General features: G+C 58.7%; 18 protein-coding genes. 9 read left to right on the forward strand and 9 right to left on the reverse strand.

From position 1 onward, the window contains the following. Nucleotides 1–132 precede the first annotated feature (132 nt). Nucleotides 133–879 carry a UDP-2,3-diacylglucosamine diphosphatase gene (gene lpxH / locus ACOI8A_RS19215; RefSeq protein ID WP_420649005.1) on the reverse strand — a complete coding sequence of 249 codons (747 nt, stop codon included), beginning with the start codon at nt 877–879 and terminating at the stop codon, nt 133–135. Continuing rightward, complete coding sequence (locus tag ACOI8A_RS19220) at nt 876–1382, reverse strand: peptidylprolyl isomerase (protein WP_420649004.1); 507 nt, start codon at nt 1380–1382, stop codon at nt 876–878. The genes lpxH and ACOI8A_RS19220 overlap by 4 nt, the downstream gene beginning before the upstream one ends. Nucleotides 1383–1631: 249 nt before the next feature. On the opposite strand from ACOI8A_RS19220, the gene ACOI8A_RS19225 reads away from it, so the two are divergent. From ACOI8A_RS19225 to ACOI8A_RS19235, 3 genes are all read left to right on the forward strand, one after another. Further along, a complete protein-coding gene (locus ACOI8A_RS19225) occupies nt 1632–3332 on the forward strand; it encodes a glutamine--tRNA ligase/YqeY domain fusion protein (protein WP_420649003.1) in 1701 nt (566 codons plus the stop codon). Between the two features lie 20 nt (nt 3333–3352). Continuing rightward, nucleotides 3353–4735 (forward strand): cysteine--tRNA ligase, encoded by a 1383-nt coding sequence (cysS, locus tag ACOI8A_RS19230; RefSeq protein ID WP_420649002.1) that lies wholly within the window; start codon nt 3353–3355, stop codon nt 4733–4735. 351 nt (nt 4736–5086) lie between these two features. Then, a complete protein-coding gene (locus ACOI8A_RS19235; protein ID WP_420649001.1) occupies nt 5087–6292 on the forward strand; it encodes an MFS transporter in 1206 nt (401 codons plus the stop codon). A 12-nt stretch (nt 6293–6304) separates the two neighbouring features. Here the strand turns inward: ACOI8A_RS19235 and ACOI8A_RS19240 are convergent, their stop codons facing one another. Beyond that, nucleotides 6305–8200, reverse strand: a complete 1896-nt coding sequence (locus tag ACOI8A_RS19240; RefSeq protein WP_420651408.1) for a sigma-54-dependent Fis family transcriptional regulator — start codon at nt 8198–8200, stop codon at nt 6305–6307. Nucleotides 8201–8448: 248 nt separating this feature from the next. Between ACOI8A_RS19240 and ACOI8A_RS19245 the strand changes: the two genes are divergently transcribed. The 6 genes from ACOI8A_RS19245 to ACOI8A_RS19270 are packed head-to-tail and all read left to right on the forward strand — an operon-like array spanning nt 8449 to nt 14404. Next, the gene (locus ACOI8A_RS19245) at nt 8449–9543 is read left to right on the forward strand and encodes an ABC transporter ATP-binding protein (RefSeq protein WP_420648999.1); all 1095 of its coding nucleotides are present in this window, start codon (nt 8449–8451) and stop codon (nt 9541–9543) included. Further along, on the forward strand, nt 9543–10658 hold the full coding sequence (locus tag ACOI8A_RS19250) for an ABC transporter ATP-binding protein (protein ID WP_420648998.1): 1116 nt from the start codon (nt 9543–9545) through the stop codon (nt 10656–10658). The genes ACOI8A_RS19245 and ACOI8A_RS19250 overlap by 1 nt, the downstream gene beginning before the upstream one ends. After that, the gene (locus ACOI8A_RS19255) at nt 10655–11521 is read left to right on the forward strand and encodes a carbohydrate ABC transporter permease (RefSeq protein ID WP_420648997.1); all 867 of its coding nucleotides are present in this window, start codon (nt 10655–10657) and stop codon (nt 11519–11521) included. The genes ACOI8A_RS19250 and ACOI8A_RS19255 overlap by 4 nt, the downstream gene beginning before the upstream one ends. A 9-nt stretch (nt 11522–11530) precedes the next feature. Beyond that, a complete protein-coding gene (locus ACOI8A_RS19260; protein WP_420648996.1) occupies nt 11531–12331 on the forward strand; it encodes a carbohydrate ABC transporter permease in 801 nt (266 codons plus the stop codon). A 10-nt stretch (nt 12332–12341) separates the two neighbouring features. Then, complete coding sequence (locus ACOI8A_RS19265) at nt 12342–12614, forward strand: DUF2160 domain-containing protein (protein WP_420648995.1); 273 nt, start codon at nt 12342–12344, stop codon at nt 12612–12614. Nucleotides 12615–12661: 47 nt separating this feature from the next. Continuing rightward, nucleotides 12662–14404, forward strand: coding sequence for an extracellular solute-binding protein (locus tag ACOI8A_RS19270; RefSeq protein WP_420648994.1), 1743 nt, complete (start codon nt 12662–12664; stop codon nt 14402–14404). A gap of 43 nt (nt 14405–14447) precedes the next feature. Here the strand turns inward: ACOI8A_RS19270 and ACOI8A_RS19275 are convergent, their stop codons facing one another. The 6 genes from ACOI8A_RS19275 to ACOI8A_RS19300 form a co-directional block, all read right to left on the reverse strand. Beyond that, nucleotides 14448–15293 carry an alpha/beta fold hydrolase gene (locus tag ACOI8A_RS19275; protein WP_420648993.1) on the reverse strand — a complete coding sequence of 282 codons (846 nt, stop codon included), beginning with the start codon at nt 15291–15293 and terminating at the stop codon, nt 14448–14450. A gap of 29 nt (nt 15294–15322) precedes the next feature. Beyond that, nucleotides 15323–16276 carry a class I SAM-dependent methyltransferase gene (locus tag ACOI8A_RS19280; protein ID WP_420648992.1) on the reverse strand — a complete coding sequence of 318 codons (954 nt, stop codon included), beginning with the start codon at nt 16274–16276 and terminating at the stop codon, nt 15323–15325. Next, entirely contained in the window at nt 16273–17496 is a 1224-nt protein-coding gene (locus ACOI8A_RS19285; RefSeq protein WP_420648991.1) for a YcaO-like family protein, read from the reverse strand. Before ACOI8A_RS19285 ends, ACOI8A_RS19280 begins: the two co-directional genes overlap by 4 nt. A gap of 49 nt (nt 17497–17545) precedes the next feature. Beyond that, nucleotides 17546–17674 (reverse strand): hypothetical protein, encoded by a 129-nt coding sequence (locus ACOI8A_RS19290; RefSeq protein ID WP_420648990.1) that lies wholly within the window; start codon nt 17672–17674, stop codon nt 17546–17548. A gap of 378 nt (nt 17675–18052) precedes the next feature. Next, nucleotides 18053–19486 (reverse strand): heavy metal sensor histidine kinase, encoded by a 1434-nt coding sequence (locus tag ACOI8A_RS19295; RefSeq protein ID WP_420648989.1) that lies wholly within the window; start codon nt 19484–19486, stop codon nt 18053–18055. Next, a complete protein-coding gene (locus ACOI8A_RS19300) occupies nt 19483–20157 on the reverse strand; it encodes a heavy metal response regulator transcription factor (protein ID WP_420648988.1) in 675 nt (224 codons plus the stop codon). The genes ACOI8A_RS19295 and ACOI8A_RS19300 overlap by 4 nt, the downstream gene beginning before the upstream one ends. Nucleotides 20158–20503: the final 346 nt, after the last annotated feature.

Genomic DNA, 20503 nt, shown 5'->3' on the forward strand with positions numbered 1-20503 from the left:
TTCGAGCTACATCGACCTGACAGACTTCAGTCGAACTCAGGTTTGAATAGCGTGAAGATCTGCTCCCTTTCCCCCTCGCCCCCTTGGGGGCGGTCCGACGTTTCGGGAGGGCTGGGGTGAGGGGGTAGGTTCTCAGCCGTTAGACAAAGCCAGCGGAGGCGAGAAGTCAAACGGCGCCAGTGCAAATCCGTTCTCATCCACCTGCAAAGCCCAACCCTGCCGATCCCAATCCCCCAACACAATCCGCTTCGCCGCCTGTTCACCAAGCTGCAACTTGTGAATCGCCGGCCGATGGGTATGCCCGTGAATCAGCGTCTTCACACCGAATTCCTGCATGATCCGCGGCACTTCCTCCGGCGTGACATCGACAATGTCGTTGGCCTTCATCCGCGTCTGCGCTCGGCTTTCGCTGCGCAGTTTGCGCGCGAGTTTGTGCCGGGTGCGCAACGGCAGGTTACGCAAAATGAACAGGCTGAGCGGGTTGCGCAGGTAGCGGCGCAGCTTCATATAAGCCACGTCGCGGGTGCACAGGCTGTCGCCGTGCATCAGCAGCACTGGCTCGCCGTAGAACTGCACGACACTCGGATCCTTCAATAAAGTGCAGCCGGCCTGTTTGCAAAAGGCCTTGCCGAGCATGAAGTCGCGATTGCCGTGCATCAGAAATATCGCCGTGCCGCTGTCGCTGAGTTCGCGCAGGGCCTGGCAGATGGAACGCTGAAAGGGCGTCATGGCGTCGTCGCCAATCCACGCTTCGAAAAAGTCGCCAAGAATGTACAACGCACTCGCCGAGCGGGCGCGTCCGGCGAGCAAATCCAGAAACGCCCGGGTAATGTCCGGGCGCTCCTCTTCCAGATGCAAGTCTGAAATCAGCAGTATCACGCTTCGATGATCTCGGCTTTCTCGATGATCACGTCGTCTGCTGGTACGTCCTGGTGGCCTGCTTTGGACGTGGTGGAAACGCCTTCGATCTTGTCGACAACGTCGGTGCCGGCAACCACTTTACCGAATACCGCGTAACCCCAGCCCTGAGCGGTCTTGGCGGTGTGGTTGAGGAAGCTGTTGTCGGTGGCGTTGATGAAGAACTGCGCCGATGCCGAATGCGGGTCCATGGTGCGAGCCATGGCCAGGGTGTACTTCTCGTTCTTCAGACCGTTGTCAGCTTCGTTCTGAATGCTTGGGCTCTTGTCTTTCTTTTCCTTCATGCCAGGCTCGAAACCGCCGCCCTGGATCATGAAACCCTTGATCACACGGTGGAACACGACGTTCTCGTAGTGACCCTTTTTAACGTATTCGATGAAGTTCGCCACGGTGATCGGGGCTTTTTCGTCGTTCAGTTCGATGACGATGTCACCGAAGTTAGTGGTCAATTTAACTTGAGTCATGATCGCTACTCTTTATAAGGAATTCGTGGGTATTGGGACCTACAGGCCCTTTACCGGTTCAGCCCGCAAGGGCCAAGGTGCGCAGTTTAGCGTGACAGGCGCGAATTTCGAGGCTGTTTTTCAAATCCCGGCGATTAAATGCATACCTTTTAGGCCCTGCTCTGTCAGGTGCTTGACAGCATCGGCTATGATAGCGGCTTTGTTTTGTCAGGCCTGTGTCCCGGCCGCGCACGTACGTTCAAGGATCCTATGAGCAAGCCCACTGTCGACCCTACCTCGAATTCCAAGACCGGCCCTGTCACGCCGGTCAATTTCCTGCGCCCGATCATCCAGGCGGACCTGGACTCGGGTAAGCACACGCAGATCGTCACCCGTTTCCCGCCTGAGCCCAACGGCTACCTGCACATCGGTCACGCCAAGTCGATCTGCGTGAACTTCGGCCTGGCCCAGGAGTTCGGCGGCGTCACGCACCTGCGTTTCGACGACACCAACCCGGCCAAGGAAGACCAGGAATACATCGACGCGATCGAAAGCGACGTCAAATGGCTGGGTTTCGAATGGTCCGGCGAAGTGCGCTACGCCTCGCAGTATTTCGACCAGCTGCACGACTGGGCGGTCGAGCTGATCAAGGCCGGCAAAGCCTACGTCGACGATCTGACCCCGGAGCAAGCCAAGGAATACCGTGGCAGCCTGACCGAGCCGGGCAAGAACAGCCCGTTCCGCGACCGTTCGGTCGAAGAGAACCTCGACTGGTTCGCCCGCATGCGTGCCGGTGAATTCCCGGACGGCGCCCGTGTGCTGCGCGCGAAGATCGACATGGCTTCGCCGAACATGAACCTGCGCGACCCGATCATGTACCGCATCCGCCACGCGCATCACCATCAGACCGGTGACAAGTGGTGCATCTACCCGAACTACGACTTTACTCACGGTCAGTCGGACGCCATCGAAGGCATCACGCACTCGATCTGCACCCTGGAATTCGAAAGCCATCGTCCGTTGTACGAGTGGTTCCTCGATGCGCTGCCAGTCCCGGCGCACCCGCGTCAGTACGAGTTCAGCCGTTTGAACCTGAACTACACGATCACCAGCAAGCGCAAGCTCAAGCAATTGGTCGATGAAAAGCACGTGTTCGGCTGGGATGACCCGCGCATGTCGACGCTGTCGGGCTTCCGCCGTCGTGGCTACACCCCGGCGTCGATCCGCAATTTCTGCGACATGGTCGGCACCAACCGTTCCGACGGTGTGGTTGACTTCGGCATGCTCGAATTCAGCATCCGTCAGGACCTGGACCAGAACGCGCCGCGTGCCATGTGCGTGCTGCGTCCGTTGAAGGTAGTGATCACCAACTATCCGGAAGACCAGGTCGAGAACCTCGAACTGCCGCGTCATCCGCAGAAAGAAGAACTCGGCGTGCGCCAACTGCCGTTCGCCCGTGAAATCTACATCGACCGCGATGACTTCATGGAAGAGCCGCCAAAAGGCTACAAGCGCCTGGAGCCGAACGGCGAAGTGCGTCTGCGCGGCAGCTACGTGATCCGTGCCGACGAAGCGATAAAGGATGCCGACGGCAACATCGTCGAGCTGCGTTGCTCGTACGACCCGGAAACCCTCGGCAAGAATCCTGAAGGCCGCAAGGTCAAAGGCGTGGTGCACTGGGTGCCGGCCGCTGCCAGCGTCGAGTGCGAAGTGCGTCTGTACGATCGTCTGTTCCGTTCTCCGAACCCGGAGAAGGCTGAAGACAGCGCGAGTTTCCTCGACAACATCAACCCTGACTCACTGCAAGTCCTCACCGGTTGTCGTGCCGAGCCTTCGTTGGGCAACGCACAGCCGGAAGACCGTTTCCAGTTCGAGCGCGAAGGTTACTTCGTCGCGGATATCAAGGACTCGAAACCGGGCGCACCGGTATTCAACCGTACCGTGACCCTGCGCGATTCGTGGGGCCAGTGATTCAGTCTTAAGGAATGAACGTGCTTTCGATCTACAACACGCTCACCAAGAGCAAAGAAGTTTTCAAGCCGCTGGATGGCAACAAGGTGCGCATGTACGTGTGCGGGATGACCGTGTACGACTACTGCCACCTCGGCCACGGCCGCAGCATGGTCGCGTTCGACCTGGTGACCCGCTGGTTGCGGTTCAGCGGTTACGACCTGACCTACGTGCGCAACATCACCGACATCGACGACAAGATCATCAATCGCGCCAACGAGAACGGTGAATCGTTCGAAGCGTTGACCGAGCGCATGATCGCCGCGATGCACGAAGATGAAGCGCGCCTGAACATCCAGAAGCCGGACATGGAACCGCGTGCCACCGATCACATCCCGGGCATGCACGCGATGATCCAGACCCTGATCGACAAGGGTTACGCCTACGCCCCGGGCAATGGCGACGTGTACTACCGCGTCGGCAAGTTCATGGGTTACGGCAAACTCTCGCGCAAGAAGATCGAAGACCTGCGCATCGGTGCGCGGATCGAGGTCGACGAAGCCAAGGAAGATCCGCTGGACTTCGTGCTGTGGAAAGGCGTCAAGCCGGGCGAGCCGAGCTGGGAATCGCCGTGGGGCGCCGGGCGTCCGGGCTGGCACATCGAGTGCTCGGTGATGTCCACCTGCTGCCTGGGTGAGACGTTCGATATTCATGGCGGCGGCAGCGATCTTGAGTTCCCGCACCACGAAAACGAAATCGCCCAGAGCGAGGCGGCCACCGGCAAGACCTACGCCAACGCGTGGATGCATTGCGGCATGATTCGCATCAATGGCGAGAAGATGTCCAAGTCCTTGAACAACTTCTTCACCATCCGCGACGTGCTCGACAAGTACCACCCGGAAGTCGTGCGTTACCTGCTGGTGTCGAGCCACTACCGCAGCGCGATCAACTACTCGGAAGACAACCTCAAGGACGCCAAAGGCGCACTCGAGCGTTTCTACCACGCGTTGAAAGGCCTGCCGAACGTGGCGCCTGCCGGCGGCGAAGCGTTCGTCGAACGTTTCACCAACGTGATGAACGACGACTTCGGCACACCCGAAGCCTGCGCCGTGCTGTTCGAGATGGTGCGCGAGATCAACCGTCTGCGTGAGAGCGATCTGAACGCGGCGGCCGGTCTGGCGGCACGTCTGAAAGAACTCGCCAGCGTGCTCGGTGTGTTGCAGCTTGAGGCTGATGACTTCTTGCAAGCGGGCGCTGAAGGGCGGGTTGATGCCGCTGAAGTTGATGCGCTGATCGCTGCACGTCTGGCGGCTCGTGCTGGTAAAGACTGGGCCGAATCCGACCGCATCCGCGACCAGCTCACCGCCATGGGCGTGGTGTTGGAAGACGGCAAGGGCGGGACGACGTGGCGTCTGGCTGACTGATTGTTGTGATTGTTGAAGACAAAACCCGCCGTGTGCGGGTTTTTGTTTTTCTGCTGGTTGGGGGATTTGTGCTGTTCTGAGATTACGCCCTCACCCTAACCCTCTCCCCCAGGAGAGGGGACTGATTGGGGGATGCTTCAGAAATACATCGACCTGAAACTGATGTGCTGAATCCATAATCAACTCGGTCATTCAGGTCGATGTATAGCGCCAGACACCTCGGTCGGCTCCCTCTCCCTCCGGGAGAGGGCTGGGGTGAGGGGGTTGCTTTCGGTGTCCGCATACGTCTTGATGTCGGCCACGCGTTCAGCCGGATGCTGAACAGCGACGATCATGAAAGGGAAAAAAATCATGGCCAATCACTATCGCGAACTTCTGGCAACCCCCGGCGCCACCGGGCTGGTGCTCGCGAGCGCCATCGCCCGTCTGCCTCAGGCAATGATCGGCATCGGTATCATCACCATGCTGGTGCAACAAACCCGTGTGTATTGGCTGGCCGGCGCGGTCGCCGGTGTGTTCACCCTGGCCAATGCACTGCTCGGCCCATACATCTCGAAACTGGTGGACCAACGCGGCCAGAGTCGCGTGCTGCCCGTCGTGACGGCGTTCAGCATTGGCATGTTGCTGGCGCTGATCCTCGCCGTGTACCTCAAGGCGCCCACCGTACTGCTGTTTATTCTGGCGGCACTGGCAGGAACGATGCCGAGCATGCCGTCGATGATCAGAGCACGCTGGTCGCAGCTGTTCCGTGGCAAGCCGCTGTTGCACACGGCGTTCTCTCTGGACACCGTGCTGACTGAACTGGCTTACATCATCGGCCCACCGCTGGCGATTGGCTTGAGCGTGAGCTTCTTTGCCGAAGCCGGGCCCCTGGTAGCGGTTGTGTTGCTGGCGGTCGGGGTGACGGCATTTCTGATGCAGCGCCGGACCGAACCGAAAGTGGTGGTGGGCAATCGCGGCAGCAAAGGCTCCACGCTGCTTATTCCCGGCGTGCGCACCATCGTTCTCGCGCTGCTGGCGATGGGGGTGATTGGTGGGGCGATCGACGTGGCGGTTGTGGCGTTCGCCAATGCACAGGGCTGGCCCGAATCCGCCACGTTCATCCTTGCGTCCTACGCGCTCGGTTCGTTGGTCGCAGGTCTCACGTTTGGTGCGTTGAGGATTTCCTTGCCGATAGAAAAGCAGTTCTTCATCGGGATATTGGTTACCGCCGTCACAGGTGTATTGCCGATTTTCTCAACGGACGTTTATGTCCTGTCGCTGATGCTGTTTATTGCCGGCATGTCGTTTGCGCCGACCATGGTCGTGGTAATGAATCTGGGCACGATCATTCTTCCGCCGTCGCGAATCACCGAAGGCCTGACGTGGATGACCACCGGCATCAGCATTGGCGTGGCGCTGGGAGGCATGCTTTCGGGGCCGGTGATCGATGCTTATGGGGCACGGGCGGGATTTGGCGTTGCCATTGGCGCAGGGGTGATGATGATGGTGGTTGTGCTGGTGGGCTTGCGTACATTGAGTGCGGTCTCGGCTGCGGAGGTCGAGCCCGCGTTTTAATAATCAACTCGGTCATTCAGGTCGATGTAAAACGCCAGACACCTCGGTCGGCTCCCTCTCCTGGGGGAGAGTGCTGGGGTGAGGGTGGCGCAACCGCTTGTAAAGCGTATTCCGGCTAACCCCCAACCGCCGCGCCAGATGCGAAATATTCCCCCCCGCCAACTGCAACTGCCGATTCAACGCTTCGACATCATTCAGATCCACCGCCAACGGCTGTGCGACCTCCCGCGGCTCCATCTCCAGATCAACAAAAAAGTCATCCGGCAAATGCTCCGGCCGCACCGGTTGCTCTTCGGCCATCGCAAGTGCCACCTGCATCACGCTACTCACCTGACGCAAATTCCCCGGCCATGGATGCCGCTCGAACAAGTCCAGCACTTCACGAGTCAACCCCGCCCACTGCGACGGCTCGCGATGTTGTTCCCACAGCCGTTTAAATAACGCTTCCTTATCCGAACGCTCGCGCAACGGCGGCAATTCCAGAGTCAGACCGCCAATCCGGTAATACAAATCTTCGCGAAACCGACCCAACTGCACCTGTTCACGCAAAGAGCGATTGGTCGCCGAAATAATCCGCAAATCGACCGCGAATACCTCGCTGCTGCCCACCGGCTGCACGCAACGTTCCTGCAACACCCGCAGCAGCCGCGCCTGAGTCGGCAACGGCATATCGCCAATCTCGTCGAGAAACAACGTGCCTTTGTTAGCCTTGCGAATCAGGCCGATGCTGCCTTTCTGATTCGCGCCGGTAAACGCGCCTTTCTCATAACCAAACAGCTCCGATTCGACCAATTCGGCGGGGATCGCTGCACAGTTCACCGCAATAAATGCCTGTTTGCTGCGCGAGCTGGCCTGATGCAGGGCTTTGACGAACACTTCCTTGCCGACCCCGGTTTCGCCGTGGATCAACAGCGGAATGTCTTTTTCCAATAAACGCTCAGCCTGACGCACGGCTTTTTCCACGCGGCTGTCGCCGAAATGCAAGGTGTTGAGGCTGATCGCGTTTGAAGCAGCGACCGTCGGTTCAACAAACAGTCGCGGTTGAATCGGCACCTGTTTAGGGCGCTTCAACATGCACTGAAAACGGTTGCGGCCAGACGTCTGCAAGGCGAACGGCAAACCTTCAGGCTGATTGAGCAATTCCAGCAACGACACCTTGAACAGGCTCTCGACACTGACCCGCGACAGCCGCACGCCCAGCAGGTTATCGGCTCGGCGGTTGGCCGAAAGCACCTGACCGCTCTCATCGAAGATCAACAAGCCGGCCCACTGGCTGTCGAGGTTGTTCAACCCGGTGTTGAAGGTCAGTTGAAAGTGCTGCCCGTGGAACAGGTTGAGGATCAGCCGGTTTTCCACGGTCTGGCTCATCATCTTGACCATGCCGAGGGTGTGCGAGGGCGGCAGGTAGCTGTCGCTGGACACGTCGAGAACGGCGATGACCTTACGCTCGGCATCGAAAATCGGCGCGGCGGAACCGGTCATGAAGCGGTTGGCCTTGAGAAAGTGTTCATCGTGTTCGATATGCACCGCCTGCTCGCAGGCCAGCGCCGTGCCGATCGCGTTGGTGCCGCTCGCGCGTTCGATCCAACTGGCACCAGCCTGAAACCCGCGCGCCAGGCTTGGTTCGATAAAGCGTTGGGTGCCCCACGACGTCAGCACCTGGCCCTGATTGTCGGCGAGCATGATCAGGCAGTTGGAATTGCTCAGAATGTTTTCGTAGTAGGGCAGCACTTCCTGGTGGGTGGTCTGCACCAGTGAGTGATGGCTTTCGAGCAGCTGCGCGATGCCAGCGGCGGGCAGTTGATCGAACGACGGCGTGCTTTGATGATCGAGACCGAACGCGCGGCAACGTGACCAGGAATCCTGGACGATGGCGTCGTGGGATAACGCGGAAGCGGGTGCGACCATGGCAGTCAGCCTCTGATGGGCATTTTTATTATTGTTATTGCACAGCGCCTGCGGGGCGCGGCAGTGCATAGAGTGTTGTTCACTATTGTTCATTGTCAATCGCTGAACTGTTCAAATGTGTTCAGCAATGAAGGTGGTTTAACCGCCGTTTCGGCGATTTTCACGACAAATCAACAGCTTGGCATTTCTGGCACGAATTTCGCTCTAGTGCACAGGTCGCTTGACTCCAATAATAAAAAGGCCGAGCCATGTCACTCACCCTGGAGCACGTCAGCCGCACCGTCGAAGGCCAGATCTGGATCGACGATGCCTGCCTGAAATTCGAACCCGGTTCGTTCAACGTTTTGCTCGGGCGCACGCTGTCCGGCAAGACCAGTCTGATGCGCCTGATGGCCGGGCTGGACAAGCCCGACAGCGGCCGCGTCCTGATGAACGGCGTCGACGTCACCCAACGTCCGGTGCGTTTGCGCAACGTGTCGATGGTCTATCAGCAGTTCATCAATTACCCGACCATGACCGTGTTCGAGAACATTGCCTCGCCGTTGCGTCAGGCCGGGATTTCCAATGAACAGATCCACAGCAAAGTGCAGGAAACCGCGAAGATGCTGCGCATCGACAAGTTTCTCAAGCGCTATCCGCTGGAACTCTCCGGCGGTCAGCAGCAGCGCACGGCGATGGCGCGGGCGCTGGTCAAGGACGCCGAGCTGATTCTGTTCGACGAGCCGCTGGTCAACCTTGACTACAAGCTGCGCGAAGAGCTGCGTCAGGAAATGCGCGAGCTGTTCAAGCTGCGCCACACCATCGCCATCTACGCCACCACCGAGCCCAACGAAGCACTGGCATTGGGCGGCACCACGACCATTCTTCACGAGGGCCGGGTGATCCAGAGCGGCGTATCGACCGAGGTTTATCACCAGCCGCAAACGGTGTTGGCGGCGGAGTTGTTTTCCGAGCCGCCGATCAACCTGATGCCGGGCCGAATTGCCGGCAACGAGGTGAGTTTCGCCAATTTCGTGCACTTCCCGTTAAACGTCGATCTGCGCCCGGTGGGCGAGGGCGAGTTCCGTTTTGGCGTGCGCCCGAGCCACATCTCGCTGGTGCCGAGCAACGACGATGATCTGGAACTGGCGGTGACCGTCGAAGTGGCGGAAATCAGCGGATCGGAAACCTTCCTGCATGTGCGTAACGAGCATTTCCTGCTGGTGTTGCACCTGCCCGGCGTCCACGAATACGACGTCGACGCGCCGATTCGCATCTACATTCCCACTCATAAACTGTTTGTGTTCGATGCGCAGGGCCGTCTGGTGCAGGCACCGGGTCGGCGTATCGCGAGGGTTGCCTGATGGCCGAGATCCGTTTGCACCACCTCGCCCACAGCTATAGCAAAACTCCGGCCGGACCTGAGGATTATGCGATCCGCGAGATGGATCACATCTGGCAGCAGGGCGGCGCCTATGCCTTGCTCGGCCCCTCGGGATGCGGCAAATCGACTTTGCTCAACATCATTTCCGGGCTGCTCAGTCCGTCTCAAGGCAAGGTTTTGTTCGATGGCAAAGAGGTCAACGACCTGACCCCGGAGAAGCGCAACATCGCGCAGGTTTTCCAGTTTCCGGTGGTCTACGACACCATGACCGTGTTCGACAACCTCGCGTTTCCTCTGCGCAATCAGGGCATGGCCGAGGCGAAAGTGCACAGCAAGGTGCAGGAAATTGCCGAGGTCCTCGACCTGCAAAACCTGCTGAGCAAAAAGGCGAGCAACCTCACGGCCGACGAAAAGCAAAAAGTCTCCATGGGACGTGGACTGGTGCGCGACGACGTCTCGGCAATTCTGTTCGATGAGCCGCTGACGGTGATCGATCCGCACCTGAAATGGAAACTGCGGCGCAAGCTCAAGCAGATTCACGAGCAGTTCAACATCACCATGGTCTACGTGACCCACGATCAACTGGAGGCCTCGACCTTCGCCGACAAGATCGCGGTGATGTACGGCGGCCAGATCGTGCAGTTCGGTACGCCACGGGAGTTGTTCGAGCGCCCGAGCCACACTTTTGTCGGCTATTTCATCGGCAGTCCGGGGATGAACCTGATCGAGGTGCAGCCGCAGCCGGGTGGTGTCGGTTTCAACTCCACGCATCTACCACTGTCCGACGGCTTGCAAAGGCATATCGAGCACGGCCACTGGAAAAACCTCAAGGTCGGCATCCGTCCCGAGTTCATTCACGTATGGGACGAGCCGTTTGATGACGCGATGCAGGCACGGGTCGTACACGTCGAAGACCTCGGCACCTACAAGATCATGACCCTCGACCTCGATGGCGCGCCGCTGAAAGTACGTCTCGCCGAAGACAAACCGGTGCCGCAGAGCACGGCGTATATCAGCTTTCCGGCGCAGTGGCTGATGGTCTATGCCGATGAAGTCCTGCTCGATACCGCCGGCGACAACGAGGTGCTGTCATGAACAAAGTGCAGAACAACAAGGCCTGGTGGCTGGTGTTGCCGGTGTTCCTGCTGGTGGCATTCAGTGCCGTGATCCCGATGATGACCGTGGTCAACTATTCGGTGCAGGACATCTTCGACCAGTCCAGCCGCTACTTCGTCGGCGCCGATTGGTACAAACAGGTGCTGCTCGACCCACGGCTGCATGATTCGCTGCTGCGTCAGTTCATCTACTCGGCGTGCGTGCTGCTGATCGAAATTCCGCTGGGTATTGGCATTGCCCTGACCATGCCGACCAAGGGCCGCTGGTCGTCGGTGGTGTTGATCGTGCTGGCGATTCCGCTGCTGATTCCGTGGAACGTGGTCGGCACGATCTGGCAGATCTTTGGCCGCGCCGATATCGGTTTGCTCGGGTCGAGCCTTAACGCGATGGGCATCAGCTACAACTACGCGGCCAACACCATGGACGCCTGGGTGACGGTGCTGGTGATGGACGTCTGGCACTGGACTTCATTGGTGGCGCTACTGTGTTTCTCCGGACTGCGCGCAATTCCCGACGTGTATTACCAGGCCGCGCGGATTGATCGGGCCTCGGCCTGGGCGGTGTTCCGCCACATTCAATTGCCCAAGTTGAAAAGCGTGCTGCTGATCGCGGTGATGCTGCGCTTCATGGACAGTTTCATGATTTACACCGAGCCGTTCGTGCTCACCGGCGGCGGGCCGGGCAATGCCACGACCTTCTTGAGTCAGACACTGACCCAGATGGCTGTAGGGCAATTCGACCTGGGACCGGCGGCTGCATTCTCGCTGGTGTACTTCCTGATCATCCTGCTGGTTTCGTGGCTGTTCTACACCGCCATGACCCACAACGATGCCAACCGCTGAGGCCCGGCCATGAGCAAAAGAAAGCTTATTCCGTTGCTGATCTACATCCTGTTCCTGCTGGTGCCGATCTACTGGCTGCTGAACATGTCGTTCAAGAGCAATACCGAAATCCTCAGCGGTCTGACACTTTTCCCACAGGATTTCACGCTGGCGAACTACAAGGTGATCTTCACTGACCCGAGCTGGTACACCGGTTACCTCAACTCGCTGTACTACGTCACCCTCAACACTGTGATTTCCCTGAGCGTGGCATTGCCGGCGGCGTATGCGTTCTCGCGTTACCGCTTTCTCGGCGACAAGCACCTGTTTTTCTGGCTGCTGACCAATCGCATGGCGCCGCCGGCAGTGTTTCTGCTGCCGTTCTTTCAGCTGTATTCGTCGATTGGCTTGTTCGACACGCACATCGCCGTGGCACTTGCGCACTGCTTGTTCAACGTGCCGCTGGCGGTATGGATTCTCGAGGGCTTCATGTCCGGTGTGCCCAAGGAAATAGACGAAACCGCCTACATCGACGGCTACAGTTTTCCCAAGTTCTTCGTGAAGATTTTCATCCCGCTGATCGGCTCCGGCATCGGCGTGACGGCGTTTTTCTGCTTCATGTTTTCTTGGGTCGAACTGTTGCTGGCGCGCACCCTGACATCGGTGAATGCCAAGCCGATTGCGGCGGTAATGACGCGCACAGTCTCGGCGTCGGGTATCGACTGGGGTGTACTGGCAGCGGCGGGAGTGTTGACTATTCTCCCCGGCATGCTGGTGATCTGGTTTGTTCGCAACCACGTGGCCAAGGGCTTTGCCCTGGGCCGGGTCTGAGGATCTGATGATGGAATGGATGAGCTGGACCGTCCCCACGGCCATATTTTTCATTGTGATTGGCTTGATCCTGGTGGGTATGACCACTTGGGAACTGCGCTCGCCGAGTGTGCTGCGGCGCGGATTTTTGCCGATTGCCACCACCCGTGGCGATCGCTTGTTTATCGGTCTTCTCGGCAGCGCCTACCTGCATTTGCTGGTAATCGGCGTCACCGACTGGAGCATCTGGGTCGCGTCCGCGCTGTCCCTGGTGTGGCTGTTGGCTGTGATGCGTTGGGGCTAGTCGAATCGCTCGGCAATTGTGCTCCACAACTTAAACAGGAGGTCTCTATGTTCGACAAAAACAATAAGCTGCGACATAGCATTTCATTGGCAGCCATGCTGGCACTCAGCGGTTTGAGCGCATCCGCGTGGGCCGATGCCTACGAAGATGCGGCGAAAAAATGGGTCGGCAGTGAATTCAAACCCTCGACCCTGACGGCCGAGCAACAGCTTGAGGAATTGAAGTGGTTCATCAAGGCCGCCGAACCGTTTCGCGGGATGGAAATCAAGGTGGTTTCGGAAACCCTGACCACCCACGAATATGAATCCAAAGTGCTGGCCAAGGCCTTCACCGAAATCACCGGGATCAAGCTGACCCACGACCTGGTGCAAGAAGGCGATGTGGTGGAAAAACTGCAGACAGCGATGCAGTCGGACAAGACGATTTATGACGGCTGGGTCAACGATTCGGATTTGATCGGCACGCACTTTCGCTACGGCAAAACCGAGTCGATTACCGACCTGATGGCTAACGAGGGCAAGAATTTCACTTCTCCGACACTTGATCTCAAGGACTTTATCGGCATCTCGTTCACCACTGCGCCGGACGGCAAGATTTACCAATTGCCCGACCAGCAGTTCGCCAACCTGTACTGGTTCCGCGCCGACTGGTTCGAACGCGCGGACCTCAAGGCGAAGTTCAAGGAAAAGTACGGCTACGAATTGGGCGTGCCGGTGAACTGGTCGGCCTATGAAGACATCGCCAAATTCTTCAGCGAAGACGTCAAGGAAATCGACGGAAAACGCATCTACGGGCACATGGACTACGGCAAGAAAGATCCGTCGCTGGGTTGGCGCTTCACCGATGCCTGGTTCTCCATGGCTGGCGGCGGCGACAAAGGCTTGCCCAACGGCTTGCCGGTGGACGAGTGGGGCATTCGCGTCGAGGACTGCCATCCGGTCGGCTCCAGCGTGACCCGTGGCGGCGACACCAACGGCCCGGCGGCCGTGTTTGCCACCACCAAATACGTCGACTGGATGAAAAAATACGCGCCACCGGAAGCGGCGGGCATGACCTTCTCCGAGTCCGGCCCGGTGCCGTCTCAGGGCAACATCGCCCAGCAGATTTTCTGGTACACCGCGTTCACCGCCGACATGACCAAACCCGGCTTGCCAGTGGTCAACGCCGACGGCACGCCGAAGTGGCGTATGGCGCCGTCGCCGAAAGGCCCGTACTGGGAGGAGGGGATGAAGCTCGGTTATCAGGACGTGGGTTCGTGGACGTTCCTCAAATCGACGCCTGAAAAACAGAAACTTGCGGCCTGGCTGTACGCGCAGTTTGTGACCTCGAAAACCGTGTCGCTGAAGAAAACCATTGTCGGCCTGACGCCGATTCGCGAGTCGGACATCAACTCGCAAGCCATGACCGACCTCGCGCCGAAGCTCGGCGGTCTGGTCGAGTTCTACCGCAGCCCCGCGCGCGTGCAGTGGTCGCCGACCGGCACCAACGTGCCGGACTACCCACGGCTGGCGCAATTGTGGTGGAGCCACATCGCCGAAGCCGCCAGCGGCGACAAGACCCCGCAACAGGCACTCGACGGCCTGGCCAAGGATCAGGACGCGATCATGACCCGTCTGGAACGCTCTAAAGTGCAACCGACCTGCGGTCCGAAAATGAACCCCGAGCGCGACGCACAATACTGGTTCGATCAACCAGGCGCACCAAAACCGAAACTGGCCAACGAGAAGCCGAAAGGCGAAACCGTGAGCTACAACGAACTCCTGAAATCGTGGGAGGCGGCGCGCAAGTAAGCGTTTTTTGTGGGACTGAACGGCACCGAGAGGTGCCGTTTTTTTAGCGCTCGATTTCACGCTTCAACGCTCGCCGCACGGTTTTCAGGATGGCGTTCTCGAAGGCGTTGTGCCCTGCGTGCAGCAACCGGCAATGGATGTTCATGCGCTGGCGCAACCAGCGCACGCTGGCCATGCCGTGGACGTCGCGGATGCCTTGAATGATCAGGGTGTTGTCGTTGAGGCTCAGGTCTTCGTCCTTCGCGGTGAAGAAGTAACCGTTCAAGTGATAGTGCAATTCGAGACGGATCGCGCGAACGGCATGTTCGTCGGCAAAGTCCTCGATGGTGCTGTCCTGGATGGTTTGCCCGGAGCGGCGCATGATCGCCTTCAACCATTCGATGGCGGCCTGATGTTGTTGTGTCGGGCAGCCGTCGGTGAGTATCCGATAGAGGTCTTTGGCACGATGGTGCGCGGAGCCCGGAGTGACTTCCGATAACCCCGCATCAAGCGCTTGATCGTATGCGCGGACGTTGGCCGGGAACGGTACAAACAGCGACACCAGCGTGGTTTTCAGCACAGCGTGCGGGTAGCGCTGTTGGTACTGAATCGCCAGCCAACTGCCCCATGAGACACCCAGCACGCTGATTTTTTCGAAGCCGAAATGCTCGCGTAAGGCGTCGATGTCCTCGACGCAGAGGCCGGTGTTGTTATCGCGTAGTTCGCCGGAAGGCATTGATCGACCGCAGCCGCGCTGGTCGCTCAGGACGATGTCGAAGCAGCGCAAATCGAAGAATTGCAGATGATGCAGGCTGCAGCGACCGCCGGGCCCGCCATGCAGGAAAAACACCGGTTCGGCGCCAGGTGTTCCATGGCGTTCCCAGTAGAGTTGATGGCGGTCACTGGTCATGTAGCAGCCTCGACTGTGCGTTGAGCAGGTCATGTTGTTGGCACCGTCAGGCGATAGAACTGGAACAGTTCGGCCTGGCCAGAGCGCCCCGCGACGCACGACTGCAAGTGCAGATTGAGTGTCGCGGCCAGCCAGGACACGGCAATCAATACCGGGGTATGGCCGAAGATCAGGATCGTGCCGCCAGGCCGCACGCAGTGGACCAGCGACTCGAATACGGACTGGGCTTGCCGGCGAGTCAAGACTTCGGCGTTCAGGAAACGCAGGATCAATACGTCGCAATGGAGGCCGGCATCGACGGCATCACCGGCATCCAGGCAGCGGAAGTCGATCGGCAATGCCGCGTGCTGCTGTCGCGCATGTTCGATCATCGAAGCTGAACGGTCAGAGGCGAGGAAGCGGCAGTCGGGCAGCGAACTTGCCAGGTGCGCAATGAATTCGCCAGTCGAGCAGGCCGGGTCATAAATCAATCTACCTGGCGTCACCAGTGTCCGCAGCAACGCAGCGCAATACTCGCGCAAATGGGCTTCGTCAGCGTTCAGTCCAGTGGCCAGCGCCTCGCTGCATTGCCAGAATCCGGGCGGGCAGATGGCCTCCCGGTCAACACGGTCGATCAATGCAAAGGGAAACTGAATCTCACTGCCAGGCGTGCCGCGTGCGGCATCCAGCGCCGCGATTTTTTCCGCTGGCGAGACCGTTTGAAAGTACATCGCCAGACCTTCATCTCCCCACTGCGACTCGACATGCGGTCCCAGCAACATCGAGGGTTTCAGCGCACTGCTCGAATGCCAACGACCGTTGTCCGCTCGTTGAAGAACTTTGCGTCCTACCCAGTCGCGACCCGCCACGCGCAGGAAAAACACCTGGTGTAGCCCGTTGGCCACTGGCTCGACATAGCAACTCAACGCAGCGGACTTTTTGATGTGGTTTGCCATGGACAGCCCCAGCGCATGCTCTCGAGCGTGATCGATTTCCACGTTCATCGGCGGTGCGCCTCTAGACGGCGACCGCGAACTTGCGGGATGACAACGTTGCCGCTGGACACCACAAAGAAGCGCTCAAGGCCCGGAATGACAACGTTGGCCAGCGTGGTGCCCAGTTCGGTCTGCTTGAGAATGCAGACGCCTGGCGTGCGTCCGTGGTTGTGCAGATCGCGCAACAAGTAGTCAACCTGCTCGGCCAGGGACGTTTGTTCAACGGGATCGCGCAGTGTCACCTCGCGATGTGGGCACACATGCAGTAATGCATGCGGATCGAACCGTACGCAGCGCAGCAGTCGCGGGAAAGGCACCAGATGCCGCTGTGCATTGCCCAAAGCTTTTCGGTATTCGGTTTGCGTCGCGGCGAGATGCAGTTGCACCAGTTCGCTCAGCGCCCGCCATGCCGCGTGGCGGGCATCGAGTGAGCAACCGGTGCCAAACACACGAGGCAGCGCGCCGGCTGCGCTGGAGAAGGCCAAAAAGGTTCGCGCCTTGAATTCGTTACTGATATCCAGCAATACGATAGAGCCGCCGATCTCTTGCTCGGCATCCGCCCATGAACGGCCGAGGCTGTCGCTCTGATCGAGGCGTGCCACCCGGCGTAGCGGCAAATGGTTCTGGTAGTAGAAGTGATTCAGCAGGAACAGCGAGAGCGCATCGCGTTCGATGCATTCATTGGCAGCGTGCAGTACCGCTTCGTAATAGCTGGCGCCGATCGCGGTGCCGCTGTTGCTGGCGTAGCGTTGCAGAGCACGGTAGTTGGTGGTGTCTCGGGTAAAGCGCTGCTGGATATACGCAGGCGAGGTAAGGGCCAGCGGATAGGAAAACTCGACTGTTTGTGCTGGACAGGTATAGGTGCGACAAGCAATCCCGCGGTTTTGCTGCCCGGCAACCAGACGCAGTACCGAGTCATCGGCAAACAGCGGGGTGTCGGAAAAATAGCGGCCTGTCTGATAGTGCGCATCGGCAGGGCGCAGGTCGTCGCTCCAATAATGTTCGAGGGTTTCGTAGAGTGCGCCGAGGCGTGCGTGTTCGGCATAGCCTTTGCCTGCTCCGCGGGCCTGGCGACCATGGCTGTCGCGCAAGATCGCCTGTACGCAGACGACATTACGGCCGAGTGTCCGGGTGGTCGAAGCAATGCCCAGCCGGAACAGCTCGGCATCGATACGCTGTTGTGCCTGATCCGCCGTCAGCTCGCGCTCGGCAATCCTTGTGTTGTCCATGATTCCCTTCCTGTAAAAGAAAACGGGGGCGTGAAGCCCCCGTTTTTTGTTACTCGGCGTCCAGTTCGGTGCGCTCTTCTTCAGTCAGTTGCAGCGCTTCGATCTGCTCCGGTGTCGGGGTTTGTTCCTCGTCGAGTTCAACGATCGGATTGGCGTTGGCGCTTCCCATGTAGCCCATGTGTGTTGCTCCTTTTCGGTTGGTTGGATGTGCTGTTTCAAGCACGAGCCAAATCTAAAGGCGCAGCGGAGCAACGGTCAAAAATGTCCAGACGTTTCAGTTTCGGGATTTTCAGCATGTCGAAATATGTACTGATAATCCGTGAATTGACGCTTGCCAGGTGCCCGGTTCGGGTGGCTCGAAGCCTCTCTGGCGCACGCTGCCGCGAGTAAACAGCGAATCCGGTTGAGCGACAAATAAGCCCCCGCTGCATCGCAAGGATTAACTGCCGGCGCGGTTTTGGTTCCGAAGTGCGTAAGACATTTCAGCTGAGGGGGGCAGCAGAATCGCGCGAAGTCATTTGCACCTGAATCCGGACGGCGTACGCGATGATTTTTCCTATAGGGAGCGAGAGTTCTGCGCACAAAAATCGGCTTGTTCGTAGCCAGGAAACACCAGCGTGAACGCCGTGATCCCGCCCGGCACGCTTGCAACCTGTGCTTCTCCCTGATGCAGGCTCATGATCGAGCGTACGATGGCCAAACCGAGGCCAGTACTGCCTTGAGTGCGCGAGCGACTGCTGTCGACCCGATAAAAACGGTCGAACAGATGCGGCAGATGTTCGGCTTCAATGCCTGGGCCGGGATTGCTCACCCTCAGTGAAATCTGCGTAGCGCTGGGTTCAATCACCAATGAGACAGCATGTCCGGCCGGGCAATGGCGCAAGGCGTTGGACAGCAGATTCGAAATCGCCCGCTGGATCATCAACCGATCCCCCCGTACCGATGCGCTGCCCTGCACATTCAGGCTGATGTGCTTGTCTTGTGCCGACAGCGAAAACAGTTCTGCGACCTTCAATGTTTCCACTTCCAGTGCGACCGGCTCAAAGCTGGCGAGCGCCATCGGCTGACTGACCTGCGCCAGAAACAGCATGTCGGAAACGATCCGTGCGACGCGCTCCAACTCCTCGATGCACGACACCAGCACGTCTTTGTACTCATCCGGCGTGCGCTCGCGCGACAGCGTCACCTGCGCCTTGCCCATCAGGTTGTTGATCGGCGAGCGCAGTTCGTGGGCGAGGTCGTCGGAGAACTGTGACAACTGCTGCACGCCGCTGTCGAGGCGATCGAGCATAAAGTTGATACCGCGTGCCAGCTCGCTCAACTCTTGCGGCATGTTCACCATCGATAGCCGATGATCCAGATCCTGCGTGGTCACCCGCGCCGCCACTTTGCGAAATTCGCGCAACGGCGCCAGCCCGCGCTGCACCGCGCCCCACGCGCTCAGGCCGATGAAGATCAGCAGCAACGGCAAGGCAATCAGCGTCGAGCGCAGATAAGCGCTGAGCAGGGCCTGATCATGAGCGTTGTCGGTGGATAACAGCACCGCGACGCGGCTGCCGTTCTTGATGGCGATCAGCCTTGAGGCAGTGAGGAATTTCGCGCCCTCGGCATCGGTGCTGCTGGTGTAAAGCAGTTGCTCGGATGAGGCACGCACCGCTTTCAATTCAAGGCGCGGATCGGCCATGCCGGAGCCGGATTTGAGCAGCGGCGTGCGCAATTTGTGCTGGTCATAAATGGTCAGTGTCAGGTTGTCGTGGCCCATTACCTGATCGAGCAGAATATGCGGTTTCGCACTGATTTCGCCGACGTCGGCGTACAGCGACAGGCTGTGTTCGACCTGCTCCATCTTCTTTTGCAGGCTGTCTCTGGAGAGCGCATTCAATTCATGGGTCAGGGCGAAATACGCCAGGATCGCCAGGAACACCACCAGCAGCGCCCCAAGAATACTCACCGTCAAACCCAGGCGCAGCGACAGACTGGCCGGCTTCATTCTCGCGCCTCCAGCACATAACCGACGCCGCGCAGGGTGTGGATCAATTTGCTGTCGAACGGGTCATCGATCTTCGCTCGCAAACGGCGGATGGACACTTCGACCACGTTGGTGTCGCAGTCGAAGTTCATGTCCCACACCAGCGAAATGATCTGAGTGCGCGTCAACACTTCCCCGGATTGGCGCATCAATAGATGCAGCAGGGCGAATTCCTTGGTGGTCAGGTCGATGCGCTGCTCGCCGCGAAAGGCGCGGTGGCGTCCAGGATCGAGTTCCAGATCGGCGACTTTCAAGACTTGCGGCTGCGGAATGTTTTCGCTGCGACGCATCAGGCTGCGCACCCGCGCGAGCAATTCGGGAAACTCGAAGGGTTTGACCAGATAGTCGTCGGCGCCCAGATCCAGTCCACGAATCTTGTCGGCCAGCCGCCCGCGCGCGGTGAGCATCATCACCCGCGTGGAGCGCGTGCGGCGTAGTTGCTCAAGCACACCCCAGCCATCCAGTTCCGGCAGATTCACGTCAAGAATCACCAGGTCATATACCTGCTGCTGCGCCAGATGCAGTCCATCGGCGCCGGTGGCTGCACGGTCGACGATATAACCACTTTCGGTCAGACCCTGATGCAAATACTCGGCAGTTTTAAGCTCGTCCTCGACGACAAGGATTCGCATGATCAATCACCACTTTTATTTAATGGGTCAGTAATTAAGGTGGTCGGGAAAGTTATTGTTTTTGTATGGGCTTCCGAACGGTTTAGTTCTGTTGTCCTACAGCTGTTTCTCCGATAACAGGCGCGCAAGGTAAAGGCTGTAGTGGCTACAGAGTCAACAGAAGAGTCAACAGAACTGCCGTTAAATCAGCGCTCTGCGACTATCCATTTGTTTCTTTGTATTGCCAAATGCTCGACAAACTCTGCGCATGCTAGTGCAAAACTGTTCGCTGCAACTCTGGATAACGGATTTGTAATGTTGCAGTCACCTTGTCGATAAGTTCAAAACTCTACCGTGGCGGCAATTG

It is taken from the genome of Pseudomonas sp. P4795, from assembly GCF_048822895.1.
In the GTDB taxonomy this organism is placed as follows: Bacteria; Pseudomonadota; Gammaproteobacteria; order Pseudomonadales; family Pseudomonadaceae; genus Aquipseudomonas.